Origin of the sequence: Microbacterium sp. zg-B96, assembly GCF_030246865.1 — a bacterium.
Taxonomy (GTDB): domain Bacteria; phylum Actinomycetota; class Actinomycetes; order Actinomycetales; family Microbacteriaceae; genus Microbacterium.
Window position 1 is genome coordinate 645,425 of sequence record NZ_CP126738.1, and the last position, 26,766, is coordinate 672,190.

20 protein-coding genes and 1 tRNA gene are annotated in these 26,766 nt (G+C 68.3%); 14 read left to right on the forward strand and 7 right to left on the reverse strand.

What is annotated here, in order from left to right:
* Window positions 1–17: 17 nt before the first annotated feature.
* A complete protein-coding gene (locus tag QNO11_RS02900) occupies window positions 18–383 on the reverse strand; it encodes a ribonuclease E inhibitor RraB (RefSeq protein ID WP_257509232.1) in 366 nt (121 codons plus the stop codon).
* A gap of 164 nt (window positions 384–547) precedes the next feature.
* On the opposite strand from QNO11_RS02900, the gene QNO11_RS02905 reads away from it, so the two are divergent.
* From QNO11_RS02905 to QNO11_RS02915, 3 genes are read left to right on the forward strand one after another with little or no spacing between them, the layout of a single operon-like run.
* Entirely contained in the window at window positions 548–1,159 is a 612-nt protein-coding gene (locus QNO11_RS02905) for a GNAT family N-acetyltransferase (RefSeq protein ID WP_257509233.1), read from the forward strand.
* 46 nt (window positions 1,160–1,205) lie between these two features.
* Window positions 1,206–4,217: a DEAD/DEAH box helicase gene (locus QNO11_RS02910; RefSeq protein ID WP_257509234.1), complete on the forward strand. Its 3,012-nt coding sequence runs from the start codon at window positions 1,206–1,208 to the stop codon at window positions 4,215–4,217.
* 51 nt (window positions 4,218–4,268) lie between these two features.
* Window positions 4,269–5,981, forward strand: coding sequence for an NAD(P)/FAD-dependent oxidoreductase (locus tag QNO11_RS02915; RefSeq protein ID WP_257509235.1), 1,713 nt, complete (start codon window positions 4,269–4,271; stop codon window positions 5,979–5,981).
* A gap of 11 nt (window positions 5,982–5,992) precedes the next feature.
* Here QNO11_RS02915 and QNO11_RS02920 read toward each other — a convergent pair whose 3' ends face one another.
* Together QNO11_RS02920 and QNO11_RS02925 are read right to left on the reverse strand one after the other, a co-directional pair.
* Window positions 5,993–6,220 (reverse strand): RNA-binding S4 domain-containing protein, encoded by a 228-nt coding sequence (locus tag QNO11_RS02920; RefSeq protein ID WP_257509236.1) that lies wholly within the window; start codon window positions 6,218–6,220, stop codon window positions 5,993–5,995.
* 89 nt (window positions 6,221–6,309) lie between these two features.
* Window positions 6,310–7,299, reverse strand: a complete 990-nt coding sequence (locus QNO11_RS02925) for a LacI family DNA-binding transcriptional regulator (RefSeq protein WP_350338707.1) — start codon at window positions 7,297–7,299, stop codon at window positions 6,310–6,312.
* A 170-nt stretch (window positions 7,300–7,469) separates the two neighbouring features.
* On the opposite strand from QNO11_RS02925, the gene QNO11_RS02930 reads away from it, so the two are divergent.
* From QNO11_RS02930 to manD, 8 genes are all read left to right on the forward strand, one after another.
* Complete coding sequence (locus tag QNO11_RS02930; protein WP_257509237.1) at window positions 7,470–9,005, forward strand: ABC transporter substrate-binding protein; 1,536 nt, start codon at window positions 7,470–7,472, stop codon at window positions 9,003–9,005.
* Between the two features lie 76 nt (window positions 9,006–9,081).
* Window positions 9,082–10,023 carry an ABC transporter permease gene (locus QNO11_RS02935; RefSeq protein ID WP_257509238.1) on the forward strand — a complete coding sequence of 314 codons (942 nt, stop codon included), beginning with the start codon at window positions 9,082–9,084 and terminating at the stop codon, window positions 10,021–10,023.
* Window positions 10,020–11,900 carry a dipeptide/oligopeptide/nickel ABC transporter permease/ATP-binding protein gene (locus QNO11_RS02940; RefSeq protein WP_257509239.1) on the forward strand — a complete coding sequence of 627 codons (1,881 nt, stop codon included), beginning with the start codon at window positions 10,020–10,022 and terminating at the stop codon, window positions 11,898–11,900. Before QNO11_RS02935 ends, QNO11_RS02940 begins: the two co-directional genes overlap by 4 nt.
* On the forward strand, window positions 11,900–12,739 hold the full coding sequence (locus QNO11_RS02945) for an ATP-binding cassette domain-containing protein (protein ID WP_257509240.1): 840 nt from the start codon (window positions 11,900–11,902) through the stop codon (window positions 12,737–12,739). The genes QNO11_RS02940 and QNO11_RS02945 overlap by 1 nt, the downstream gene beginning before the upstream one ends.
* 23 nt (window positions 12,740–12,762) lie before the next feature.
* On the forward strand, window positions 12,763–14,541 hold the full coding sequence (gene uidA / locus QNO11_RS02950; RefSeq protein ID WP_257509241.1) for a beta-glucuronidase: 1,779 nt from the start codon (window positions 12,763–12,765) through the stop codon (window positions 14,539–14,541).
* A 49-nt stretch (window positions 14,542–14,590) separates the two neighbouring features.
* Window positions 14,591–15,976, forward strand: coding sequence for a glucuronate isomerase (uxaC, locus tag QNO11_RS02955; protein ID WP_257509242.1), 1,386 nt, complete (start codon window positions 14,591–14,593; stop codon window positions 15,974–15,976).
* Window positions 15,973–17,304, forward strand: coding sequence for a mannitol dehydrogenase family protein (locus QNO11_RS02960; RefSeq protein ID WP_257509243.1), 1,332 nt, complete (start codon window positions 15,973–15,975; stop codon window positions 17,302–17,304). The genes uxaC and QNO11_RS02960 overlap by 4 nt, the downstream gene beginning before the upstream one ends.
* Before the next feature lie 15 nt (window positions 17,305–17,319).
* Window positions 17,320–18,558, forward strand: a complete 1,239-nt coding sequence (manD, locus tag QNO11_RS02965; protein ID WP_257509244.1) for a D-mannonate dehydratase ManD — start codon at window positions 17,320–17,322, stop codon at window positions 18,556–18,558.
* 87 nt (window positions 18,559–18,645) lie between these two features.
* Here the strand turns inward: manD and QNO11_RS02970 are convergent.
* Together QNO11_RS02970 and QNO11_RS02975 are read right to left on the reverse strand one after the other, a co-directional pair.
* A tRNA-Met gene (locus QNO11_RS02970) sits at window positions 18,646–18,721 on the reverse strand.
* A gap of 168 nt (window positions 18,722–18,889) precedes the next feature.
* Complete coding sequence (locus QNO11_RS02975) at window positions 18,890–19,288, reverse strand: YccF domain-containing protein (protein ID WP_257509245.1); 399 nt, start codon at window positions 19,286–19,288, stop codon at window positions 18,890–18,892.
* Window positions 19,289–19,363: 75 nt separating this feature from the next.
* Between QNO11_RS02975 and QNO11_RS02980 the strand changes: the two genes are divergently transcribed.
* The 3 genes from QNO11_RS02980 to ligD all read left to right on the forward strand — a co-directional run bounded on the left by QNO11_RS02980 (window position 19,364) and on the right by ligD (window position 24,310).
* On the forward strand, window positions 19,364–21,862 hold the full coding sequence (locus QNO11_RS02980) for an ATP-dependent helicase (protein WP_257509246.1): 2,499 nt from the start codon (window positions 19,364–19,366) through the stop codon (window positions 21,860–21,862).
* Between the two features lie 338 nt (window positions 21,863–22,200).
* Window positions 22,201–23,217: an SseB family protein gene (locus tag QNO11_RS02985; protein WP_257509247.1), complete on the forward strand. Its 1,017-nt coding sequence runs from the start codon at window positions 22,201–22,203 to the stop codon at window positions 23,215–23,217.
* A 61-nt stretch (window positions 23,218–23,278) separates the two neighbouring features.
* Window positions 23,279–24,310 (forward strand): non-homologous end-joining DNA ligase, encoded by a 1,032-nt coding sequence (ligD, locus tag QNO11_RS02990; RefSeq protein ID WP_257509248.1) that lies wholly within the window; start codon window positions 23,279–23,281, stop codon window positions 24,308–24,310.
* A 3-nt stretch (window positions 24,311–24,313) separates the two neighbouring features.
* Here the strand turns inward: ligD and QNO11_RS02995 are convergent, their stop codons facing one another.
* Together QNO11_RS02995 and QNO11_RS03000 are read right to left on the reverse strand one after the other, a co-directional pair.
* Window positions 24,314–25,573: an AI-2E family transporter gene (locus QNO11_RS02995; protein WP_257509249.1), complete on the reverse strand. Its 1,260-nt coding sequence runs from the start codon at window positions 25,571–25,573 to the stop codon at window positions 24,314–24,316.
* Window positions 25,574–25,660: 87 nt separating this feature from the next.
* The gene (locus QNO11_RS03000; RefSeq protein WP_257509250.1) at window positions 25,661–26,689 is read right to left on the reverse strand and encodes an ATP-dependent DNA ligase; all 1,029 of its coding nucleotides are present in this window, start codon (window positions 26,687–26,689) and stop codon (window positions 25,661–25,663) included.
* Window positions 26,690–26,766 lie beyond the last annotated feature (77 nt).

Sequence of the window (26,766 nt, forward strand, 5' to 3'; positions counted from 1 at the left end):
ATGCTAGGGCTAACCGCTCAGGCGGATGCTTCGACGGCAGCCCCCCAGCCGTCGTAGTCGCCACGCGACCTTTCCACGACGGCGATCACTTCACTCAGGAAGCGTTCGACGGACGCGAAATCCAGCGGCTCCTCGCGGGTGGCCTGCAGAAAAGTCTGGAGGCCTCGGCGTCCGATCTCGACGCTGAATCCGCGCGATTGCAACTCGGCTCCGGCGACATTGGCGAACGCGCGGCGGCGGAAGTAGGCGAAGTGCTCCACCGGGCGTGGTACCTCGAAACGGTCATTGAGTTCCATGCGCTGTGCCTCCTGAGTGGGCCAAAGGGCCAACTGTGACTGGAGCGTGGAACTCTCGGTCGCTTGTTGCATGGAATTCTCCGTCATTTGGTAAGTATGGCCGTAAGTATCTCCCCCGTCGCCATTTATTGCGAAATCGGTCTTCTTGCGCTCGGTGCAACATGGCCGCGGTGCTGCGAATCGCCCGGCGATGCCTTGTCGAGGGGTCGGGGCGGGCTGCAGACTGGCCGCATTGACGCGAGGAGTGAGCGATGGCCCATCAGGATGTTGCGACGGGGGCGACTTCGCATGTGATCAGGCCGCTCACGCCCGAGACCTTCCCGGCGTGGCTGGCGCTCGCCCAGAAGCACAACGGGGTGTGGGGCGGATGCTACTGCTCCTATTTCCACGGCGACACCGAGCGCACCGTCAAGAGCGAGTACGACGGCCCGACATTCAAGCAGCGCCTCGTGGCGGAAGGCGTCGCCCACGCCGCGCTCGTCTTCGACGGCGAGGACGCCATCGCGTGGTGTCAGTACGGCAGCCCGGACGAATTGCCGGGCATCTATCACCGCAAGCAGTACGACGCGGGCGAGACCAATCCGGCCCCGTGGCGCATCACCTGCTTCTTCGTCGATCGCGACCACCGACGTTCGGGAGTGGCGCGCGAGGCGCTGGACGGCGCGCTCGAGCTGATCGCGCAGGCCGGCGGGGGTGAGGTCGTCTCATTCCCCAACGAGCTCGCGCCAGGCAAGCGGACGTCATCGTCGTTCCTCCACAACGGCACCCGGGCCATGTTCGAGAAGGCGGGATTCGCGTTCGAGCGCCACATCGGCAAGAGCAAGACAGTGATGCGCAAGACGGTGCTGCCCGCCCTCGGCTGAGACTGTCCCGGGCGGCTTGTACGCTTTCACGGGATAGGGAGCGTGCGTGAGTCTGGCTGGGGAACCTCGACGGCTGTCGAATGACGGGGAGGGTGTCGAAGCGCTTGCCGTTGCCTCGGCGGCTGAAGGCGAAGAAGCCTGGACGCCCACATCCGCACTGATCCCGCCTCACCTGCAGAAGTACCTCGATTCGTTCGACCGACTGAACCCGCTTCAGTCCAAGGCGGTGCCTGTGGTGCTGGGAACGAGCGGGCACGTGATGGTCGTGGCGCCGACGAGCTCGGGCAAGACCCTCATCGGCGAGGTCGCCGCGCTGCGCTCGATCGTCTCCGACGGCAAGCCCGCGGTGTGGCTGCTCCCTGCGCGCGCTCTGGCCGCCGAGGTGGCCCAGATCGCCCGCCGATGGAGCACGCATGGCATCCGCACCGTCGAGCTGACCGGTGAGACGAACATGTCCAGCGACGCTGTCCGCCAGGCCCAGCTGTGGGTGGCCACAACGGAGAAGTTCGAAGCGCTCTACCGTCGGGCGTCGCTCAAGGACGTCATCGGGCGGATCGGTGCCGTGATCATCGACGAAGTGCATCTGGTGGGGGATCCTGCGCGGGGGGCGACACTCGAGTCGCTCATCGCACGGCTGCGCGTCGCCGAGGGGCGCACCCGCATCGTGGCCCTGTCGGCGACCGTCTCGAACGCCGAAGAGCTCGCCGCATGGTTCAACGCCGACCTCGTGCGCTCGGCATGGCGCCCGACGGTGCTGACGACACAGCTGGTTCCGTACGACGCCCCGGTGCAGGGCAAGCGCGAGGACTACGAATCGGCGAAGGATGCTGTCGTCCTGCCGCTGCTGCGGAGTTTGCTCGGCGAGGGGCTCGGCGGCAGCGCAACCACCTCCGGGGAGGGTGCCTCGCCATCCAGCGCGGTCGTGTTCTGCGGGAGCAAGGCGGCGGTCCTGCGAACCGCGGCGCGTGCAGCGGGTGTCCCGTTCCGAGGCGTCGAGCCGGAGGCACTGGTCGAATCCTGCTTCCGCCGGGGCGTCGGCATCCATTTCCGGGATGCGCCGCGCGCCAGGCGCGCGTTGGATGCCTTCCGCTCGCGGGAGCTGCGTGTGCTCGTGGCCACATCCGGCCTGTCGACGGGAGTGAACACCCCGGCGAAGTTCGTCGTGATCCGCGACCTGGAACTCGGAATGACGCCGCTGGAGGTGAGCCAGGCGCAGCAGATGTTCGGGCGCGCGGGTCGCGCAGGGCAGGAGTCGGAAGGGTTCGGCTTCATGCTGGTCCCCCGGGCCGAAGAAGCCACGTGGAAGATGAAGCTCCTCGACGGGTACGCGGCACGGAGCCGGATCGCGGCCCAACTGGGCGACGCGATCCTCGCGGAGCTGCTGCTCGGGTCGGTCGTTGACCGATCCAGCGCGCGCGCCTGGTTCGAACAGACGCTCGCGTTCGCTCAGGATGGGTCCGCGGTCGACCTCGACGGGGTCATCGACGCCCTGGTGCAGCGCGGGTTCGCGGCCGAGGTCGACGGCCAGCTCGCGCCGACGGAGATCGGCACGCTCACGTCCCGCCTCATGATCGATGTCGAGTCAGCGGGGGAGATGCTTCGCGCGCTCGCCGAGCTTCCGATTCCGGCAACAGCGGACGAAGCCGAGGAACTCGTCGTGCAGACTGTCGCGACCGCGGCGACGTCGCTTCGGGAACGCCCCGTCAACGAGCGCACGTACAGCGCTTACGTCGACCAGCTGCTGACGGGCTGGTCGCCTCGAGTCATCGCCCGGGCGGGTGAGCAGTTCGGCGCGCGAGTGTGCATGGCCGCTTCTCAGCTCGTGCTGCGTTCTCCCGCTCGGATGCGGGAGAACCTGCCGCCGGGTGTGTCGATGGCCCAGTTCCGCCGTGCGGCTGAAGACATGCCGCGGTACCTCGCCTGGGTCGCTGCACTGGGGTACGTGCATGCGTCGACCTGGGCGCCGGCCGTCGCGGGCGACCTCTCGCGTCGGCTGACCTGGGGCCACCTCTCGCCGCACCCCGAACGCGGGGCCGGGCGACTGCTGTGGATGCTGGAGCGGATGCTGGAGCCACAGCATCACCGTGACCGCATGCAGGATCTCTGGCGCCGCGCCCGCGGGGCGGGGTTCGCCTCACCCGATGCGATCAACGCGAGGCCACGCGGCGTCGACGTCACAGCCGAAGGATTCGCCGAGATCGTCGGTGCGCGTGCGGACATCCAGCTCCAACCGCTCATCGACCTCGAGCTGACCTATCGCACCCCCAATCCGGCGGCCCGGATCACCGCGTTGAGCAATACCGGCGCGAACCGTGCCCTCGCGAGCACTCGGCCGGCGCACGGGCCCATCAACCTGGTGCTTCCGGCGCGCTCCGCGGGGAAGGTCGCTGCGGATGTCTTCTTCTACACGCGCGACGGCGACTTCGGCTACGACAGTCTGGTCGCGGACCTGGCTGTGGACATCGTGTCGGTGACGCCCGTCGAGGAGGCAGGGCGCCTTGTCGAGGACCTCCCCGAAGCCCACTCGGTTCTCCCGCACTCGCGAGGTGTGCGCCGCTTGTTCCAGGGGGAGCGCAAACGCCTGCGCGAAAGCATCCTGCCCCTGACTGCGCCCGACCCGCGCCTGGCGCCGATCGCGGCTGCGCTTTCGGAGCGTCGCAGCGAACCGGACGCTGCGGTGGTTGCACTGAGAACCAACCTGCGGGCGTTGTTGCGGGCGTCCAGTCGCACGGACCTGCGGTCGCCGCGAGCGGTGCTGCGGGCCCGAGAAGCCTCAGAGGCGGAGGTGCAGATCACGCTTGCCGCGTTGCTGGCGTCCCTTCAGATCGATGCCGGCGTCGCGACATCGGAGGGGCACCCCCTCGCGGTCGTTCGGCTGAACGACCGATGGGCACTCGCGGGGCCGCGCCACGCTCGGCCGGGGCGGATCGAGCCCCTCATTCCCGCAGTGCTCCCGAGGCAGATCGAGACGGTTCCGGCGCCGGCCACGCCGAGCACGGTGCGCGCGGCGCCGCGCTGCGGGTGGATGGTGCAGTTCGCGCAGCAGTCCGGAACGTAGCGGGGTCACTGGCATCGGCACGCCGAGGAAGACCCGGCGTAGGCTTCGCGCATGGACAGGGGTGACGCCCAGCCGGACCAGCATGCCGCGATCCTCGTCGTATCGGCGGACGATCGGCTCCGTCGCGCGGTCGTCGACCCGCTGCACCGCCGCTATGCGCTGGACTACCGCATCATCGAAGCAGGCAGTCCCGCCGGCGGCATCGCGGCGATCGAGGAACTGCACCAGTCCGGCAGTGACCTGGCCTTGGTGCTCTCCGACGACGCATCGCCCGCCGATGGGGACGAGAACGTGTTCGCCGCCGCGCGCCGGCGCTTCCCGAACGTGCGGCGCGGGCTGGTCATCGAGTGGGGATCCTGGGCCGATCACGAGACAGCAGGCGCGGTGCTCGAACTCATGTCGCGCGTGCAGATCGACTACTACGTGGTGCGGCCGGTGGACCGGGCGGACGAGTCGTTCCACCGGGCGATCACCGACTTCCTGCACGAGTGGGAGTTCTCCAGCGGCAAGCGCCGGCGGGGCTTCATCGTGATCGGCGACCAGGCCCAGCCGCGCACCCACGCGCTGCTCACGCTGATGGAACGCGGCGGCACCCACGCAGTGCACCTCGACCCCGATTCACCCGAGGCGATGGCCTTGCTCGCCCGGGCCGGCGTCGATTACGAGGGCGTGCCGCTGGTGCGCACGCCGGATGGTCAGCTGCTGGTCGACCCGGACGATGCCGCCCTGGCCCGCTCGTACGGCTTGGACACCTCGCTGCCCGAGTCCGTCGTCGATGTCGCCATCGTCGGCGCCGGGCCGGCAGGCTTGGCGGCGGCGGTCTACGCGGCATCCGAGGGGCTGGACACCCTCGTGCTGGAAGGGGAGTCGATCGGCGGACAGGCCGGTTCGAGTTCGCTCATCCGCAACTATCTGGGCTTTTCGCGCGGCGTCTCGGGCGCGGAGCTCGCGCAGCGGGCCTACCAGCAGGCGTGGACCTTCGGGGCGCGCTTCGCGCACACGCGGCGGGTCGAAGGGATGAGTCTGACCGGCGAGGGGTTCGAGCTCCGCGTCGGGGGCGGCGGGGTCGTCCGTGCCCGATCGGTGGTCCTGGCCACCGGGGTCAGCTACCGGCGGCTGGCCGCACCCGGGCTGCATCCGTTCGTCGGGGCGTCCGTGTTCTACGGCGCCTCATCGGCGGAGGCTCGCGCCCAGACCGGGCGCATGGTGCTGGTGGTCGGCGGGGGCAACTCCGCTGGACAGGCGGCGCTGCATCTCGCCCGCTACGCGCGCTCGGTCTCGCTCGTGGTGCGCGGCCCGTCGCTGGCCGAGAGCATGTCGCGCTATCTCATCGACCAGCTGGATGCCGCCGGCGTCGGTCTCATCACCGGCACGCGCGTCGTGGATGCCGGCGCGCACGACTCGGACCGGCTCGATCATGTGATGCTCGAGCACACCGACTCCGGGGAGCGGGTCGAGGTGCCCGCCGATGCCGTGTTCATCACGATCGGCGCCCGCCCGCACACCGACTGGCTCGCCCCCGAGGTGCTGCGCGACAAATGGGGATCAGTGATCACGGGTGCGGATGTGCTCAGTGAGGGCGGCCGCCGGGCATGGCTCGGCGCCGAGGGGGCGCCGACGCAGTTCGAATCATCGGTGCCCGGCTTCTATGCCGTAGGCGACGTGCGGCGCGGTTCGGTCAAGCGCGTCGCCTCAGCCGTGGGCGAGGGGTCGGTGGTGATCTCCGCCGTGCACGCGCATCTGGGCGCTCACGTCGGCGGCTGACTGGGGTGCCGTCACGGGCAGACGCGAACCCGGTGTTCCTCGAAGCCGACGATGTCGCCGACCTGCAACTGCCGTCCGCGGCGGCGATCGACCTCGCCGTTCACGGTCACGTAGCCGTCGATGATGGCTTCCTTCACGTCTCCACCGGAGTCGAGGATCCCCGCGAACTTCAGGAACTGCCCGAGGCGAATGCCCTCGCCGCCGATCGAGACGTCGTCGATCGGAGCCGGGTTCGTCATCCCTGAATGCTAGCCGACCGGGATCGGGGACCCTTCGAAGTGGACGCGACGGCGGGGGGTCGAAGCCCTCCGGTGTGTCCAGGACTAGCTCATGCCGAGGCCCGGCCTGATGGCTGAGCGGTGAACCGGTTGGAGGTGACCGGTCCCGTTGACTCCCGCACGAGCAGGTGGGTGGGTATCAAGGTAGTCCCGACCCGCGGGGGCTCACCATTCAGGATCGAGATGAGGCGGCTGGCGGCGAGACGCCCGGCCTGCTCCGTGTCGCCGGCAATCGTCGTAAGTGGCGGGGCGCTGAAATCGGCGCCGAAGATGTCGTCGCATCCCACGACGCTCATGTCGTCGGGAACCCGCACGCCGCGCTGCCGGAGTCGCTGAAGGACTCCGATTGCGAGCAGGTCGTTGAAGGCGACGCAGGCGGTCGCGCCGGTGACCAGCAGGGCGTCAGCGGCCGCCAGGCCGCTCGTCCGGGTAGGCGTGTACGGTCCGACGAGGATCGGCTCGAGGGACTGAAGGCGGACCTGTTCCTCGAATTCCTTCCACCGCCAGCGGTTCTGCCACGATCCGGGAGGTCCTGACACGAAGGCGATCTTCTCGTGTCCCAGTGCCTTCAGGTGGTCGACGGCCTGCGTGAGGCCGGTGCGAATGTCGATGAGCACGCTCGGCACGTTTTCATGCCGGCGGTTGATCACGGTGAGCGGCAGCCGCGTCGTGGCCTCCCGGAGCGCGGTCTCGTCCAGGCGCGTCGCCGAGAGGATGACGCCATCGACGATGGTTTCCAGTTGGCTGAGGGTCTCGGCTTCGGTGGAGTGGGACTCACCAGTGTCGATGAGCAGCTGCATGAATCCGGCCGTGCGCAGCTGCTCCTGCGTCGACCGGATGATGTCGAAGTAGAACGGATTGGTGATGTCCGGCACCAGCAGCGCCACGAGTCCCTTGCGGTCGCTCGGGCGCGAGGAAGCGCTGTATCCCAGCTCGCGCGCTGCGTCCAGAATGCGCTGGCGCGTCTGCTCGTTGATCCGCCCTGGACTGCGCAGGGCGCGCGAGACCGTGGATGGCGCCACCCCGGCGCGCTCGGCCACGTCTTTCGCTGTCACTCGCATGGGGTGTCCTTTCGGGCTCTCGTCACACCTAAGCGTGCCGTCGTCGATTTGGCAAGGTTTGGCAATGCGTTGACGATGCGTGCCATTCGCGTTTCCATAGGACTGCGATCTTCGCACTCTTCTCTTTCCAATGACGTAATGAGGAACTCATGAACTCCACCACCAAGAAGGTCGGTGCTATAGCTGCCGTAGCGCTCCTGCTCGCTGGATGCGCCGCCGGCACACCCGAAGCAGAGGAGACCGACGGGGGCTCCGCACGCGGCGGCCTACTCACGATCGGTCAGCTCGGTGACGTCGCCTCGTGGGATCCGGCCCAGGCGCACGTCGGACACGCTCTCGTCCCGTACCAGCTCGTATACGACACGCTCATCCTCCGCGAGCCCGACGGGGCACTCAGCCCCATGCTCGCCACGGAGTGGAAGTACAACGACGACCGCACCGTGCTGACGCTCGAGTTGCGCGACGATGTCACCTTCTCCGACGGTGAGGCGTTCGACGCCGAAGCGGTCGCTGCGAACCTGGAGCACTTCAAGGCCAGCAACGGCCGTCAGGCAGTGCAGCTAACACAGTTCGAATCGGCGACCCCCGTGGACGAAGACACCGTCGAGATCTCCCTCGTGCAGCCGGACCCCGCGATGGAGTACTACCTCAGCCAGGCCGCAGGACTCATGGCCAGCCCCGCCGCGATCGAGGCGGGGACGCTTGAGACCGACCCCGTCGGCACTGGCCCGTACCTGTACGACAAGGTGAACTCGGTGCGTGACTCCCAGTCCCTCTTCACCGCCAAGGAGGACTACTGGAACTCCGACCTGCAGAAGTGGGACGAGGTCGAACTTCGAATCCTCGGCGATATCTCCGCGCGCGTCAACGCGATCATCTCGGGGCAGGTGGACTGGACCACCATCGAGGCGAAGTCGGCTGACCAGGCAGAGGGTGCCGGACTCGAGATCATCCCCGACTACCAGGTCGACTGGACGGGCATGACCTTCCTCGACCGCGACGGAGTCATCAACCCGGCGCTGACCGATGAGCGCGTCCGCCAGGCGATCAACTACGCCGTAGATCGGGACACGCTGCTGGAGCAGCTGCAGCTCGGCCGAGGAACCGCCACGAGCCAGGTGTTCGGGCCCGACAGCGGCGCGTTCGTCGACGACCTCGAGGAGTACTACACGTATGACCCCGAGAAGGCGACGGAGCTCCTCGAGGAGGCCGGCTACGCCGACGGCTTCGAACTGAAGCTTCCGGTGATCCCGGCATTCGCGACGCAGATCACGGCGCTCGCGCAGCAGCTGGGAGAGGTCGGCATCACCGTCACTCAGGAGACAGTCCCGCAACCCAACTACGTGGCGGACGTGACACAGAAGAAGTTCGAGGCGTTCAACTTCAATCTCTTCCAGGGCGAGGCGTGGGTGGCGATCAACCAGCTCATCTCGCCGACTGCGACGTTCAACCCGTTCGGCACAACCGATCCCGAACTGGAGGCGCTCATCTCGGTCGTTCAGCAGGGCGGCGATGACAGCGCCGAGGCCGCGCAGGACGTCAACCGCTACGTCACCGAAAACGCCTGGTTCCTCCCGCTGTACCGCATCGACCAGATCAGCGTCTTCAACCCCGAGACGGTCACCGTGGTCGCGCAGACGCAGTCGGCGATGCCCTCCATCTACAACTTCTCCCCGGCGGAGTAGGTAGACAACGGCTAGGCGGAGGCGGCGACCGCACACAGTGCGCCAGCCGCCTCCGCCCTCCCACTCGGAGGATCCCATGCTCACGTTCACACTGCGACGCCTCGCGTCGGGTCTCGGGCTGCTGGTCGTCATCTCGATGCTGACGTACACGCTGCTCTTCTTCTCAAGCACGAGTATCGCCCGCAACATCCTGGGCGAGCAGGCCACTCTCGAGCAGATCGCCCTGAAGGAGGCGGAGCTCGGGCTCGATCAGCCCCTTCCGGTGCGCTATCTCGGCTGGGCTGGCGCGGCACTGCGCGGCGACCTGGGCGAGTCCTGGTTCAACGGCGAGCCCGTCACTCAGACGATCCTGAACCGCCTGCCCGTCACCCTCGTCCTCATGATCGTCTCGATCGTGCTGGTGGCGCTCATTGCGACGGCGCTCGGGGTCATCGCCGCCGTCCGTCGCGGGTGGGTTGATAAGACGGTGCAGGTCGGCGCGGTGGTCGGCGATGCGATCCCGGGGTTCGTGCTGGCCCTCCTCCTCGTCACGATCTTCGCGGTGAACCTCGGCTGGTTCCCTGCCGTCTCCACCATCCGCCCCGGGGCGGGGCCTGAGGCGTGGATCATCTCTCTCAGCCTCCCGGTGATCGCGATCGTGGTGAACTACGTGACCTCCAGCGCCCAGCAGATCCGCAGTTCCGTGATCAAAGAGCTCGACAAGGACTACGTGCGCACGCTCCGCAGCCGGGGCCTGGGAGAGCGCGAGATCGTGCTCAAAAACGTCCTGCGCAGCGCCGCGCCCGCGGGCCTGACGGTGCTCAGCCTTCAGTTCATCGGCCTCCTCGGCGGTGTCATCATCTTGGAGCAGATCTTCGCGATCCCCGGGATCGGTCCCCTCTTCGTCACCGCGACCACTCTGGGCGACATCCCCGTCGTCATGGGGATGACCATCGTCACCGTTGTGATCGTCATCATCGTGAATCTGCTCGTGGACGTCGCCCAAGGCGCCCTCAACCCGAAGGTGCGCCTGTCATGACCGACGTCATCAAGACCCCATCGGTGCCCAAGCGTTCGCAGCGCGGGATCCTGCGGCGGATGGTGCGCAATCCGCTCGGCATCCTCTCACTCTCCTTGCTCACCATCATTGTGCTCGCGGCCGTGTTCGCGTCTTCAATCGCACCGTTCGACCCGAACTACGCCGACGTCGGCAACACCCTCGCCGACCCGGGCGGGCAGAACCCCCTCGGCACCGACAGCGCGGGTCGCGACGTGCTCTCGCGGCTGTTGTACGGAGCCCGGCTCACGTTGCTCTCGGCGCTCCTGTGCGCGAGTGTCGCGATCGCGATCGGGCTTCCGGCAGGTCTGATCGCCGGCTACTACGGTGGTCCGTTCGATAGCACGTCGAACTGGTTCTCGAACATGCTGATGGCCCTCCCCGGCATCATCGTCCTGCTGGTCGTCCGCGCGGCGCTTGGACCCTCGGTGTGGATCTCGATGATCGCCTTCGGCATCCTCCTCAGTCCGAGCTATTACCGCCTGACCCGCACGGCAGTGCAGTCCGTCCGCAACGAGCTGTACGTCGACGCTGCCCGCGTCGTCGGCCTCAGCGATGCCCGCATCATCTCGCGCCACATCCTCTCCGTCGTCCGGGCGCCGCTGATCATCCAGACGGCCCTCATCTGCGGAGTCGCGATCGCCGTGCAGAGCGGTCTGCAGTTCCTCGGACTGGGCGACCCCACCGAGGCGTCTTGGGGCGCCATGCTCGGCGACGGGTTCAACAACATCTACACGCAGCCCTCCCTCATGCTCTGGCCGGCCCTCGCGATCGGTATCACCATCGGCTCACTCGTGCTGCTGGGGAACGCGATCCGCGACGCACTTGAAGATCGTCGCGAGATCAAGGCGCCGCGAACGGTTTCCCCCGTCGCCCCGACGGGCGAGCGGCAGCCGGCCGTGGTCGACGACGCCGAGGCGATCCTGCAGGTCGCCGACCTGAGCGTCGGCTACCCGAACACAGAGGGCGACTACACCCGTGTGGTCCGTGATGTGTCGCTTACCATCCGCCCCGGTGAAGTCCTCGGCCTGGTGGGCGAATCGGGGTCGGGCAAATCGCAGACCGCGTTCTCCATCCTCGGTCTGCTGCCCAGCACCGCCCGCATCCTGTCGGGCTCGATCCGGTTCGAAGATGCCGTCCTGGTGCGGGACGGCGTGGTCGACGTCAAGGCGGTGCGCGGCATCCAAGGTCGTCGTATCGCCTACATTCCGCAGGAGCCCATGTCGAACCTCGACCCGGCGTTCACAATCGGGCACCAGCTGACGCGCCCGATGGTGAAGCTGCTCGGCATCTCCAAGAAGAACGCCACCGAGCGCGCGCGCGATCTGCTGCGGCGCGTGGGCATCGCCGATCCCGACCGTGTGATGAAGGGATACCCGCACGAGATCTCCGGCGGAATGGCGCAGCGCGTGCTGATCGCCGGAGCCCTCTCGTGCGAGCCCGACCTCATCATCGCCGACGAGCCGACGACGGCTCTGGATGTGACCGTGCAGGCCGAGGTGCTCGATGTCATCCGAACGATGCAGCGCGAGCTCGGCGTGGCGGTGCTGCTCGTCACCCACAACATCGGAGTGATCGCCGACATCGCCGACCGCGTCGCGGTCATGCGCCAGGGGGAGATCGTCGAGACCGGGCCGGTGGACGAGATCCTGCGCCGCCCGGAGCATTCCTACACCCGCACCCTCATGGCAAGCATGCTCGTCGGCAAAGAGCCGCTGAAGGCGCTCGGGCTCAGCGGGCCAGCCACTGACGCAGAGACGAGCGATGCCGGGGATGCCGTCCAGGAGGCCCTTCATCAGGCTGACATGCAGCAGCCCCTGTCGCCGGCGGCCGAGACCATCCTGCGAGAGGAAATCTGATGAGCGGCACCATTCTGGACGTCCGCGACCTGGTCGTGGAGTACAAGCCCCAGAAGCTGCGAGCCAAGCCGCACCGCGCTCTCCACGGGGTGTCGCTCAGCGTCGACGAGGGTCGCACGCTCGGCCTCGTCGGCGAGTCGGGCTCGGGAAAGACGACGATCGGCAGGGCCATCCTGGGACTGGCGCCGATCGCCTCGGGCACCATAAAGTTCCAGGGCGACGACATCACCCGAATCAGCCGCAAGGATCGCCGCAGGTTCAGCGGCGATCTGCAGGTCATCTTCCAGGACCCTTACACGTCGCTGAACCCTGCGATGGACGTAGGGGACATCCTGGCCGAGCCGCTCGGCGTGCAAGGCGTCGCCCGCGATGCGGCCCGCAGACGCGTAGTGACCCTGTTGGACCGCGTAGGGCTGCCGTCGAACGCGGTCAACCGCCAGCCCAACGAGTTCTCCGGCGGTCAGCGGCAGCGCATCGCCATCGCCCGCGCGCTGGCGCTGGATCCGAAGCTCATCGTCTGCGACGAGCCCGTCAGCGCCCTCGACCTGACCACGCAGGCGCGTGTCCTCGACCTCCTTCTGGAGATCCAGCAGGACACCGGCGTGGCCTACCTGTTCATCTCCCACGATCTCGACGTCGTCCACCACGTCAGCCACGATGTGGCCGTGCTCTACAAGGGCGAGATCGTCGAGAACGGTCCCGCGGGCGAGGTCACGCGCACACCGCAGCATCCATATACGAAGCAGCTGCTCCTGGCTTCGCCGGTTCCTGACCCTGGCGAGCAGCGTATCCGCCGCCAACAGCGGCTCGCCCTCAAGTCCTTGATCGACGCTGCCTGACCCGTCGGAAAGAAAGAAGAATCGTGCTCAAGCCCATCTCCACTCCCACCCGCGAACTCGTCCGCTTGGACGGCCTGTGGCGGTTCGCCCTAGACGATGCGCGGACACCGCAACCCTGGAGTTCTGAACTGCAGACCGCTTTGGAGGCGCCGGTGCCGGCGAGCTACAACGACGTGTTCGCCGATCAGGCGATCCACGATCACATCGGCTGGGTCTGGTATCAGCGCACCGTGCGCATTCCCCGTGGGTGGGCGGGCGAGCGTGTCGTGTTGCGAGTGGATGCTGCCACCCACGAAGGGGTCGTCTACATCGACCACACCAGAGTCGCAGAGCACGTGGGCGGCTATACACCGTTCGAGGCTGACATCACCGACGTGGCGCGCGCCGGCGAAGAGGTCCGGATTACGATCGGCGTCAACAACGAGCTGACGAACGAGACGATCCCCCCGGGCACCATCACCACCGACGAGACGGGGCGCCGCAAGCAGATCTATCGGCACGACTTCTACAACTACGCAGGGCTCGGCCGCTCCGTCCTGCTCTATTCGGTGCCCGAGACGCGGGTAACCGATGTCACCGTCACGACCGACGTCGACGGCACCGCCGGCATCATCGACTATCAGGTCGACACCTCCGGGGCGGGCGCGCTTCGCATCGCCCTGCTGGATGCAGAGGGGACCGAGGTCATGCAGAGCGCCGACGCGTCGGGGCGGCTCACCGTCCCGGAGGCCGAACTCTGGCGACCGGGCCGCGGCTACCTCTACACCTTCCGGATCGAGCTCTCGCATGACGGAGCTATCGTCGATGTGTACGATCTGCCGGTGGGCGTCCGCTCGGTCCGCGTGGAAGAAACGCGATTCCTCATCAACGGCGAGCCCTTCTACTTCCGTGGCTTCGGCAAGCACGAAGACAGCGCCTTCCGCGGCCGGGGGTTCGACAACGTGGTCATGGTGCACGACTTCTCGCTGATGGAGTGGATCGGCGCGAACTCGTTCCGAACTTCGCACTACCCGTACGCGGAGGAGTTCCTGGATTACGCGGACCGCCACGGCATCGTGGTGATCGACGAGACCGCCGCGGTCGGCCTGAACCTGGGCCTCGGCGGTGGATTCCATGGCCGCGTCACCGAGCGCTCGTTCTCGCCGTCCATGTTCAACGACGAGACGCGGGCCGCGCACGCGCAGGGAATTCGCGAGCTGATCGCGCGCGATAAGAACCACCCGTGCGTCGTGATGTGGTCGATTGCGAACGAGCCGGAGTCGGTCGAGGAGGGCGCGCGAGAGTACTTCCAGCCGCTCGTCGAACTGGCGCGGGAGCTCGACCCGTCCCGCCCGCTGACGTATGCCAACGAGTACCGCGGGACATTCGACAACGACCGCCTGGCCGATCTCTTCGATGTGATCTGTCTCAATCGCTACTACGGCTGGTACGTGGATACGGCGGACCTCGTCACCGCGGCGCGCAAGCTCGAGACGGAGCTTCGCGGGTGGGAGTCTCAACACGGCAAGCCGATCATCATCACGGAGTACGGCGCCGACACGCTCGCCGGGCTCCACGCCGTAGGAACGCAGGCGTGGAGCGAGGAGTTCCAGGTCGCGCTGCTGCGCACCTATCACGAGGTGTTCGACCGCGTCGATGCCGTCATCGGTGAGCAGGTGTGGAACTTCGCCGATTTCCAGACCTCCCAGGGGGTGATCCGGGTGGACGGCAACAAGAAGGGCGTCTTCACCCGTGACCGGCGCCCAAAGGCGGCCGCCTTCATGCTCCGGGATCGGTGGCGCACCGCCTCCGATGAGGTGTGAGCCAGTGAACGATCATCCCCATTCGCCTGCTGCTGGGCGGTCCGGAATCGTGTCATCCGACGCGCTGTTCCCGAGCGACGCACGCACGCGCGAGATCGCCCGAGACCTCTACGCGGAAGTCGAATCCGCACCGATCATCTCACCGCACGGGCATGTCGACCCTCGGCTACTAGTCGAAGAAGCTCCTTTCCGGGACCCCGCCGAGCTTCTCATCACGCGTGACCACTACGTCACGCGTGTCCTCCACTCCGCAGGAGTCCCGCTCTGGGAGCTGGGTCTGGATGCGAGCCGCCCGGTGGACCCAAGGCAGGCCTGGCGCCGCCTGGCGGAGAACTGGCATCGCTTTGCCGGCACGGCGAGCGGTTACTGGCTGACGCACGAGTTGTCGTCACTGTTCGGCGTCGATGAAGAGCTCGGCGAGAGTTCCGCCGACCGGATTTACGACCGCGTCGCCGTTGCACTGAGAGAGCCCGACTTCCGGCCACGTGCCCTGTTCGCGCGGTTCGGCATCGAGGTGCTCGCCACGACCGACGATCCGCTCGACGATCTGGAGGAGCACCGTCTGCTCAGCGCGGACCCGTCGTTCCCCGGACGCGTGCTTCCTACCTTCCGCCCCGACTCCTACGTCGACCCGGACGCTGCGATGTTCACCGAGAATGTGGGCAATCTTCTCGCCGCAACCGGGGAGCGCACCACGTTCGCCGGCTACCTGGCTGCTCTGGCCGCGCGCCGCGCGCACTTCGTCGCGAGGGGCGCGGTGTCGGCGGACCATGGCGTGCTCGAACCCTTCACCACTGATCTCGCCTCAACCGTGGCCGAAGGCCTTTTCCAGCAGGCAATGTCGGGCACGCTCGAGCCTGCGGGCGCGCGCCTCTTCCGCGGACACATGCTGTTCCAGATGGCCAGGATGAGCGTCGACGACGGCCTCGTGATGACCGTTCATCCCGGTGTGCGCCGCAACCACCACACCGCGACGCTCGAGCGTTACGGCCCTGACACCGGCCACGACATCCCTGTGCGGACGGAGTACACGGAGAACCTGCGCCCCCTCCTCGAGGCGTTCGGCACCGCGCCGCGGTTCCACCTGGTGCTGTTCGCGGTCGACGAGACGGTCTACTCCCGAGAGATCGCTCCGCTGGCGGGCTTCTATCCGAGCGTGTACATCGGTGCGCCGTGGTGGTTCCTCGACGCGCCCGACGCGATCCTGCGCTGGCGGTCGGCCGTCACCGAGACCGCCGGCTTCTACCGGTCGAGCGGCTTCATCGACGACACGCGCGCTTTCCTCTCCATCCCGGCACGCCATGACACCGCCCGTCGTGTGGATGCTTCCTTCCTGGCCCGTCTCGTAGCGGAAGGACGCGTCTCGATCACGACCGCTCGCCGGATCGCGCGAGACCTGGTGGGAACCATTCCCCGAGAGGTGTTCAAGCTATGACCGGCGCGACCTTCGCGGCGCGATCCGAGCGCGAGCGCCCCCCTGTGCGGATCGTGCACATCGGGCTGGGGCGGTTCTTTCGTGCGCATCAGGCCTGGTACACCGCGAGGGCAACGGACGCCGGCAGCTGGGGGATCGCCGCATTCACGGTCCGCAGCCCGCGAGCAGCGGCCGAGCTAGCGGCGGATGACTGCGTCTACACACTGACGGTGCGCGGCCCCGAGGCCGACACGCAGGAGCGGATCGATAGCGTCGTCGCAGCCCACGACGGTTCGGATATCGACGCCCTGCGCCACTACGTGTCGCGTCCCGAGGTGGCGGTGATAACCCTCACGGTCACGGAGGGTGGCTACGGGCTGACGGCCAACGGGGAGCCCGACCTGAGCGACCCGGAGGTCAGCGGCGATCTCGAAGGGATCCGCGCCGGCGCGTCGAGCGCGCAATCGGTGCTCGGCCGGCTCATCGTTGCGCTGGACGCACGCCGCCGGGCCGGCGCCGGACCCATCGCGCTCGTGCCGTGCGACAACGTGCCCGGCAACGGGTCGTTCCTCGCGCGAGGACTCGTGGGGTTTGCCGAGCATACGTCGTCCGATCTCGCTGCGTGGATTCGCGGGAACGTGTCGTTCGTCAGCACGTCCGTCGACCGGATCACACCCCAGACGCCCGGGGGCGAAGTAGTCACCGAGCCGTTCTCCGACTGGGTGCTGGCCGGCGACTTCCCCGCCGGCAGGCCGGCGTGGGAGAGCGCAGGGGCACGGTTCGTGGACGACATCGAGCCGTGGGAGAACCGCAAGCTCTGGCTGCTCAACGGAGCGCACAGCATCCTCGCGTTCGCCGGTCTCCCGCGTGGAGCCGAAACGGTGGCCGAGGCGATGGCAGATCCGACGTGCCGCGCGCTCGTGGACGAGTTCTGGGACGAAGCCGTGCAGTGCCTACCGGCCGGCACCGAGCACGGCAATTATCGCCACCAGCTCGCGGCCAGATTCCGAAACCCGCGCATCGTGCACCGTCTCAGTCAGATTGCCGCCGATGCGACCACCAAGGCGCAATTCCGCTTCGCCGCTGTCGCTGAACGCACGCTCGACGCCGGAGGGTCGCCCGACGCCAGTGCGCGGGCCGTCGCGGAGTGGATTGGCTGGGTGATCACGAAGCCATCTGAGAGCGACGCGCGAGCCGACGAAGTGTCGGCCGCGGTCGCGTCCACAGATCCGGTCGCGCGACTCGTCGGCGTCATCTCCCCCCGCCTAGCGGCATCAGCAGACTTCATCGACCGAGTCCGCTCCGGTGCCGTCCCCAACGTCTCGTCCCGCCGCCGCCCGGCATCCTGACCGCAAGGAGTGATCATGATCATCGACCAGGCCGAAGTGATCGTCACGAGCCCTGACCGCAACTTCGTCACGCTCAAGCTCACGACCGACGACGGTCTCACGGGGCTCGGCGACGCGACGCTGAACGGTCGGGAGCTCGCGGTCGTCACCTACCTCACCGAGCACGTGGTGCCGCTGCTGATCGGGGCGGACGCGTCCCGTATCGAAGACACCTGGCAGTTCCTCTACCGCTCGGCGTACTGGCGGCGGGGCCCGGTCACGATGGCCGCGATCGCATCCGTCGACATGGCACTCTGGGACATCAAGGGCAAGGCCGCGGGCATGCCGGTGTATCAGTTGCTCGGCGGCGCATCCCGAAATGGCCTGATGGCCTATGGCCATGCGTCGGGGAAGGAGCTGCCCGAGCTGTTCGACTCCATCCGCGCGCACCAGGAGCAGGGCTACAAGGCGATCCGGGTGCAGACCGGCGTCCCGACCCTCAAGGCCATCTACGGCATCGCCGCGCAGGGCGCCGACGTGGGAGACGCCACCGTCCGCTACGACCACGAGCCGGCGCGCCGCGGTGCGAAGCCCGTCGAGGAGGACTGGGACACCCGGGCGTACCTGAACCACCTGCCGGGGGTGTTCGAGGCGGTACGCAATGAGTTCGGTCCCGACATCCCGCTACTGCACGACGGCCATCACCGGATGACGCCCATCCAGGCGGCGCGGCTCGGCAAGGACCTGGAGCCGTACGACCTGTTCTGGCTGGAGGACTGCACGCCGGCCGAGAACCAGGAGGCGCTCCGGCTGGTGCGCCAGCACACCACCACGCCGCTGGCGATCGGGGAGATCTTCAATACGATCTGGGACTTCAAGGACATCATCCGCGACCAGCTCATCGACTACGTGCGCGGCGCCGTCACGCACATGGGCGGGATCACGTCGCTGAAGAAGACGCTCGACTACGCGGCCATGTACCAGATCAAATCGGGTATGCACGGGCCGACCGACATCTCGCCGGTGGGAATGGCCGCCGCCATGCACCTGGGCCTGTCGATCCACAACTTCGGCATCCAGGAGTACATGCGCCACGGCGCCAGGACCGACCAGGTCTTCGAGCAGTCCTTCACGTGGACCGACGGCTACCTCCACCCCGGCGACAACCCGGGGCTCGGGGTCGAGCTCAACATCGACGAGGCCGGCTCGTACCCTTACGAGCAGGCGTACCTGCCATACAACCGTCTGCTGGACGGCACGGTGCACGACTGGTGAGCGCGACACCCACCTGCGCCGAGTAGCGGTGATGGGGGTGACCGGCGCGGGCAAGACGACGATCGCTCAGGCCCTCGCCAAAGAGAGTGGACGCGACGGCGGGAGCCGAACCCGCAACGCTTCCGGGTATGAACCGGTGCCCGGGACCGCCCGGATCGCCGCGATGACCCCACGCTAGCGATGGTGCCGGGCGTGCGGCACGCACTGTTGCGGCCGATGGCGGCATGTGACGGTGCGTGACGGTACCGGCGCGCGTGCCGCTCCTGACCGGCCTGAGCAAGGCGCGCTGGGGCACCGGTATTACGGCCGGCCGCTGAACCGCGGGTGCGCGTCAGCGGGCGCGGTCGAACGCGCCCTGCGTCGTCGGCACGATCTCTTTGCCCAGCGGTGCGAGCGAGATCGGCACCATCTTGAAGTCGGCGATGCCGAGGGGGATGCCGACGATGGTGATGCACAGCGCGATGCCGGAGAGGATGTGTCCGATCGCGAGCCAGATGCCGGCGACGATCACCCAGATCACGTTGCCGATGAACGAAAATGTGCCTGCGGTGGGTTTCGCGACGACGGTGCGGCCGAACGGCCAGAGCGCATAGAGGCCGATGCGGAACGACGCGATCCCCCAGGGGATCGTGATGATGAGCACGCACAGCACGACGCCCGCGGCGAGGTAGCCGAGGAACAGCCAGAAGCCGGCGAGGACCAGCCAGATGATGTTCAACAGGGTGCGCACGGCACGATTGTCGCACCTGCACGCTGGGGATGCGCCCAGGAGGATGTCGGCGGGCGCGCCTAGACTTGTGGGGACATGACCGACCCTGCTCCGACCGCGCGAGATGCGGCATCCGTCCCTGTGATCGTCGCCGGCGACGCCGGACCTCGCGACGGGGACGACGACCTGCTGCGCGGCCTCAACGAGCCGCAACGGCGCGCCGTCACCTACCGCGGGCCCGCCCTGCTGATCGTCGCCGGCGCAGGCTCCGGCAAGACCCGCGTGCTGACGCACCGCATCGCTTCGCTGCTGCGCAACCGGGAGGCCTGGCCCAGCCAGATCCTCGCGATCACGTTCACCAACAAGGCTGCCGGTGAGATGCGCGAGCGGGTGTCCCAGCTGGTCGGCGAGGCGGCGCGGGGCATGTGGATCTCGACGTTCCACTCCGCGTGCGTGCGGATCCTGCGGCGCGAGGCCGAGCAGTTCGGGTTCAAGAACTCGTTCACGATCTACGACTCCGGCGACTCCCGGGCGCTCATCAAGCGCCTGGTCAAGGAGCACGAGGCCGACGCGTTCGGCCTGACCCCGGCGGCCGTGCAGAGCCGCATCTCCAAGCTCAAGAACGAGCTGGCCGATTCCGATTCGTACCGGCGCCAGGCGAACATGAGCGACCCCGCCGAGCGCATCTTCGTCGAGCTGTTCGCGGCCTACGAGCGCGCGCTGCGCAAGTCCAACGCGTTCGACTTCGACGACCTCATCTCCCAGACGGTCTATCTGTTCCGGGCGTTCCCGCACGTGGCGGACGTGTACCGCCGCCGCTTCCGGCACATCCTCGTCGACGAGTACCAGGACACCAACCACGCCCAGTACTCGCTCATCCGGGAGCTCACCCGCCCGGTTTCCGGCGCCAGCTCCGTCGAGCCGTATTCCTCGGGCGGAATGATGATCTTCGAGCCTGAGCCCGCCCATGCCGGGGATGGGCTGGAGGGCGCGTCGCTGACGGTCGTCGGCGACTCGGACCAGTCGATCTACGCCTTCCGCGGCGCCGACATCCGCAACATCAGCGAGTTCGAGCGCGACTTCCCCGGCGCCGAGGTGGTGCTGCTCGAGCAGAACTACCGTTCGACGCAGAACATCCTGTCCGCGGCGAACGCCGTGATCGGCAACAACTTCGACCGCAAGGACAAGAAGCTGTGGACCGACGTGGGTGCGGGGGAGCAGATCATCGGCTTCACCGGCTACTCGCAGCACGACGAAGCCCAGTTCGTCGCGGATGAGATCGACAAGTTGCGCCGGTCGGGGGTCGGGTACTCCGACATCGCGGTGTTCTACCGCACCAACTCGCAGTCGCGCGCGCTGGAGGAGATCTTCATCCGCTCGGCTGTGCCGTACAAGATCATGGGCGGCACGAAGTTCTACGAGCGTGCCGAGATCAAGGATGCACTGGCCTACCTCACCGCGGTGGCCAACCCTGCGGACGAGATGGCGGCGCGCCGCATCCTGAACAAGCCGCGTCGTGGCATCGGCGATGTCACCGAGACGGCGATCGCCCGTTACGCCGAGGATCAGCAGATCACGTTCCGCGATGCGCTCGCCAACGCGTCGGCGTTGGGAGTCGGGCCGAAGATCCAGACGGCCATCACACAGTTGGATGCCGTGCTGGCCGAGGCATCCGCCCTCATGCTGCCCGAATCGGGTGAGGTCCCGCCCGCCACCTCGGTCCCCGACGGCCTGTCGCTGCTGCTGAACAAGAGCGGCTACCTCGAGTCGTTGCGGCGCAGCAAGGACCCGCAGGACGAGGCTCGCGTGGAGAACCTCGACGAGTTCGTCGCAGTGGCGCGGGAGTTCGCCCGCAACAACCCGGACGGGACGATCCTCGACTTCCTCTCCGATGTCGCGCTCGTCTCCGCCGTCGACGACCTCGACGACGGGTCCGGTTCGGTGTCGCTGATGACGCTGCACACCGCGAAGGGCCTCGAGTTCGACGCCGTGTTCATCACGGGCGTCGAGGAAGACCTCATCCCGCACCGCATCTCGGCGGGCGAGCCCGGCGGGCCGCAGGAGGAGCGTCGGCTGTTCTACGTCGGCATCACGCGGGCACGCCAGCGGCTGTACCTGTCACTCGCGATGACCCGCGCGCAGTTCGGTGAGGTCTCCGCCGCCATGCCCAGCCGGTTCCTGCAGGAGATTCCGGCGGATCTCGTGCACTGGCGCCAGTCCCCGGGCGACGTCAATTCGCGCGGCGGGAGCCAATCGCGGGCGCTTAACGCACGCCGGCCCGGCGGCGGGTCGGGCTCGGGCTCCGGCTCCGGCGGCTTCGGCGGCGGCAATCGCTACGGCGACGAGCTCGTGCCGCTCGGTCGCTCGCCGCGCGTCACGGACCCCTCGCGCTTCCCGAACCGCGTCACCGCGAAGATGCGCGACAACGGCGACCTTGAACTGGCCGCCGGCGACCGCATCCGCCACGACGACTTCGGTGAGGGGCGCGTGGACACCGTCACCGGCGAGGGCGCGAAGCGCATCGCGCACGTACGATTCGACACCGCCGGCGCCAAGAAGCTGCTGATCAAGGTCGCGCCGATCGTCAAGCTCTGACGGCGGCGGGGGTTCGGTCGTCGCATCCGTCCCTGTTTGCCCGGGGATTGGGTGCGTTCGTGACGACCGAGCGTTGATGCCGCGCGCGTGGCGATGCTGAGTCGTCGCATCCGTCCCTGTTTGCCCGGGGATTGGGTGCGTTCGTGACGACCGAGTCAGGATGCCGGCCCGACGAATACTCACTCGGCGCGACGAATGCCCACTCGGGGGCGTGAATACTCACTCGGGGGCGTGAATACTCACTCGGGGGCGTGAATACTCACTCGGGGGCGTGAATACTCACTCGCGCGGGGCGGGGGCGCCTGTCACGGGCCGGGGGCACCGGTTAGGCTCGGACGATGGCTCTGTTCTCGCGGCGCGACAAGAAGACCTCCACCCCCGAAGGGGACGAGGCGACCGACGTTGCGCCCGAGAGCGAGACGCCCGCAGCGCCCGAGCCCGACGTGCCGCAGGTGAACATCTCGGTTTCCACGTTCGGCAAGCCCGCGCCTCGACCGGCCGCCGCGCCCACCGCGCAGCCGGGCGTGCGCCGCGTGCTGCGCGGCCCGGCGGAGGCTCCCGAGCGCACCGAGACGGTGCCGGGACTTCCCGACAACGTGCTCGTGCGCGACGCGCTGGCCGCCCTGCCGGAGGAGCCGGGCGCCGCCGACATCGTCGCGATCATGCGGCAATTGCTGCAGGGGCACCTGTTCGTCCGGGTGCGCGGAGATGCCCGTGCCCAGCTGGCCGAGGGCAAGGACCTCACGATGGCTGTCTCCGCCGTCGGTGATGACCGCTACCTGCTCGCCTTCACCGGCGGCGAAGCGCTGCAGGCGAGCGTGTCCTCCGACGGCGACGCGCAGACCTCGGCGATGGGGCAGCCCGCCCCCGCCATCCTGCGCAACGTCGTCGCGGGCCCCTACGCCGGCATCATCCTCGACCACGCCAGCCCGGGTCGGCGGATCATCCTTCCCCGCGCCCTCGTGGAGAAGGCACTGGCCGAAGTCGATCCGGCCAGCACGATCAAGAACCTGCTCGCCGCGCCCCGCACCGACCAGACCGCGGTCCAGATCGCCGAGGCGCTGACGACGACGCGGATGTGGGTCGCTGCAGGCTCCGTGCCGGGCGAAGACAAGCGCCTGGGCGTCTCCGAGGTGCGCGGCACCGACGGCGCACGTCACCTCGAGGTCTTCACGCACCCGCTCGAAGTGGCAGTCCTGGGCCGCGGCGACCGCGCCGTGCCGCTGACGCCGGAGCAGCTCGCGAAGGCGATCGCGGCGGACGAGGGCCTCAGCGGAGTCGTCATCGACCCGGCGGGGCCGTGGATCCAGCTCGAGCGCGCGCAACTGGAATCGCTCCTCGCCCTCGCCGCATAGCAGGAAGTCCCACCCGCAGTCGCACCTCGACCCGCCGCCGCTGCCGCCCTAGGGTCGGATCATGGCCTCGGAGCGCATCACCCTCACCATCCCCGGTCCCGACGGCGACCGTGAGCTGGGTCTGTCCAGTCCCAACCGGGTGCTGTGGCCGGAGCCGGGGATCACCAAGCACGAACTGGCGGAGTACGTCATCGCTGTCGCCGGCCCGTTCCTGTCCGCCAACGGCAACCGTCCCATTTCGCTGGAACGGTTCCCCGGCGGCATCGACGGCGAGCGGTTCTTCTCCAAGAACCCGCCCAAGGGCGCCCCGGAGTATGTGGACGAGGTGATGTGCACGTACAACAGCGGCCGGCGGCATCCGCAGGTCGTGCTGCGTGAGGCTGCGGCCATCGCCTGGGCGGTGCAGATGAACACCGTCGTGTTCCACCCGTGGGCCTCGCTCGCGGACGACACCGACAACCCCGTCGAGCTGCGCATCGACCTCGACCCGCAGCCGGGCACCGACTTCGCCGACGCCGCCGCCGTCGCCCCGGCACTGCGCGATGTGCTGGCCGAGGCGGGGCTGACGGCGTTCCTCAAGACCAGCGGCAACCGCGGCATCCATGTGTTCTGCCCCATCGAGCCCACCCACGAATTCCTCGAGGTGCGCCACGCCGTCATCGCCGCCGGCCGCGAACTGGAGCGACGGATGCCGGACAAGGTCACCATGAACTGGTGGAAGGAAGAACGAGGCGAACGCATCTTCATCGACTTCAACCAGGCCAACCGCGACCGCACGATGGCCGGCGCCTACAGCCCGCGGGCGCTGCCGGGTGCGACGGTGGCGACCCCGATCACCTGGGACGAGCTGGCAGCGGGAGTGGACCCTGCGGCGTTCACCATCCGCACTGTGCCAGAGCGCCTCGCCGACATCGGCGACCCGTGGGCAGACCTGCAGGCATCCCCGGGGCGCATCGACACGCTGCTGAAGTGGTGGGAGCGCGACGTGGCCGAAGGGCTGGGCGAACTGCCGTTCCCGCCGGAATTCCCCAAGATGCCCGGGGAGCCGCCCCGCGTGCAGCCGAGCCGGGCGCGTCAGCCCGAGGCCGGCTGACCTCTACGGCGCGGGGTGCGTGACGACCGGCACGGCGGAGCCTGCGGCATCCTTCTTGCGCTTGCGCGCCCGCCACCGCTCCGGCGACCCGGCGTCGGCTTCGCTGGGCTTGCGCCGTGCCCAGCGCGCGGGGGTGCTCTCCCCGTCCCAGACCTGCACCGCGCCCCACGCGACCGCGGTGATCGGCACGGCGAGGATCGCCCCGATGATGCCGCTGAGCACGGTGCCGATGGTCAGCGCGATCAGGATGACGAACGCGTGCAGCTTCATCGAGCGGCCCATGAGCACCGGTTGCAGGAAGTTGCCCTCGAGCTGGTTGACGAGCACGACGATGCCCACCACGATCAGCGCCACGACCCAGCCGTTGGCCACGAGCGCGACGAGGGCGGCGAGGATGCCGGCGACGGTCGCACCGACGATCGGGATGAACGCCAGCACGAACACCAGCACCGACAGCGGGAGCCACAGCGGCACCTGCAGGATCCACAGGCCGATGCCGATGCCGATCGCATCCACGGCGGCGACGGCCGCCGTGCCGCGCACGTACGACCCCAGCGTCGAGACCGTCTTGTCGCCGATGCGCACCGCGCGCTCGTAGTTCTCGCCGCGGAACGGCCGCAGCAGGAAGGCCCACATCTGCGGGCCGTCCTTGAGGAAGAAGAACAGCATCGTCACCAGGAGCACGAGGCCGGTGATGAAGTTCGCCACCGCGCCGACGCCCGCCAGCGCCCCCGAGCCGAACTGGGCACTGGTGACGAAGTCGGTGACGGTCCCGATCCATTCGTCGATCTGCGCCTGGTCGATGTTGAGGTTGAGGCTCGACACCCACGCCACGACGCTCTGGATGCCCTCTTCGGCCTGCCCGTACAGCGCGCTCCACTGATCGCGCACCGCCCAGACGATGAGCCACGTGATCCCGCCGAGCACCGCCACGATCGCCAGCAGCGTGATGAGGGTCGCCAGCACCGCCGGCACCCCGTGGCGCCGCATCCAGCTCATCACCGGCGCGAACGCCGAGGCGAGGATGAGTGCCAGCACGAGGGGGATCGTCACGACCGTGATCTGCTGGATGCCGAGGAAGACCGCGGCGGCGACCACGACGACGAGGATCAGCTGCAGCGCGCGGATCGACAGCTTTCCCATGCCGTCCGCCCACAGGCTCCACGGTGCCCGACCGGCGGCGAGATTGACCGACGAGCCGGGGTCCAGCCGCAGCGGTGCGTCGAGGCGGACGGAGCGTGGCTCGCGGTTGAACAGTCCCATCCTTCGACCGTAGCGGCCCGCCAGGGGGCGCGGAGGCGGGTTGACCGCATGCCCCCCATGGCTTAGCAGGCGTGCGGATGCCGCGTTCTACTGCAGCACGTCGGCCAGATCGTATGCCGACACCGTCTCAAGCTGCTCGAACGTGCAGGAAAGCGGGTCGCGGTCGGGCCGCCACCGCTCGAACTGCACGGTGTGGCGGAACCGCCACCCCTCCAGCTGGTCGTACCGCACCTCGAGCACCCGCTCGGGGCGCAGCCGGACGAATGACACGTCCTTCGCGCCCGAGAACCGGGACCGCTCCGTCTCACCGGTCACGGCGCCGCCGGCGGCATCCGTCTCCACGAGCGGGGCGAGTTCGTCGATGAGTTCGAGGCGCCGCCGGTCGCTGAACGCCGCCACGCCGCCCACGTTGTGCAGCTCGCCGTCCTGGCCGTACAGGCCGACCAGGAGCGACCCGACGCCCTGACCGCTCTTATGGATCCGGTACCCCAGTGCCACGACGTCTGCGGTGCGCGCGTGCTTGATCTTCAGCATGGTGCGCTTGCCGGGGGCATACGGCTGATCCAGGCCCTTGGCCACCACGCCGTCCAGCCCCGCCCCCTCGAACTCGGCGAGCCAGCGCCGCGCCCGCGCGGCATCCTCGGTCGTGCGGGTCACATGCACCGGCGCGGGGAGCGATCCGAGCAGGTCCACCAGTTCCGCGCGGCGCTCGGCGAACGGGCGATCCTGCAGATCGCGGTCGCCGCGGGCGAGCAGGTCGAACGCGATGAACATCGCGGGGGTCTGTTGCGACAGCAGCGTGACCCGCGACGCGGCAGGGTGGATCCGCTGCGAAAGCGTCGGCCAATCAAGGCGCTGCGCCCCCGGCTCACCGACCGCGACGACGATCTCCCCATCGACCAGGCACGGCTCCGGCAGCAGCCGCGCGAACGCGTCGACGAGTTCGGGGAAGTAGCGGGTCAGCGGCTTGGCGCCGCGCGAGCCGATCTCCACGTCGCTGCCGTCCCAGGCCACCAGGGCCCGGAATCCGTCCCACTTCGGCTCGAAGCTCAGCCCGTCCCGGTCGGGGATGTCGGGCACGGATTTGGCGAGCATGGGGGCGGGGATGTCGTACATGCGCACCATCCTGCCGGTCGCACCGGCCGGGCGGGAGGGGTGGGCCGTCCACTCGCAACCGGGGGGCGAGCGAGGCA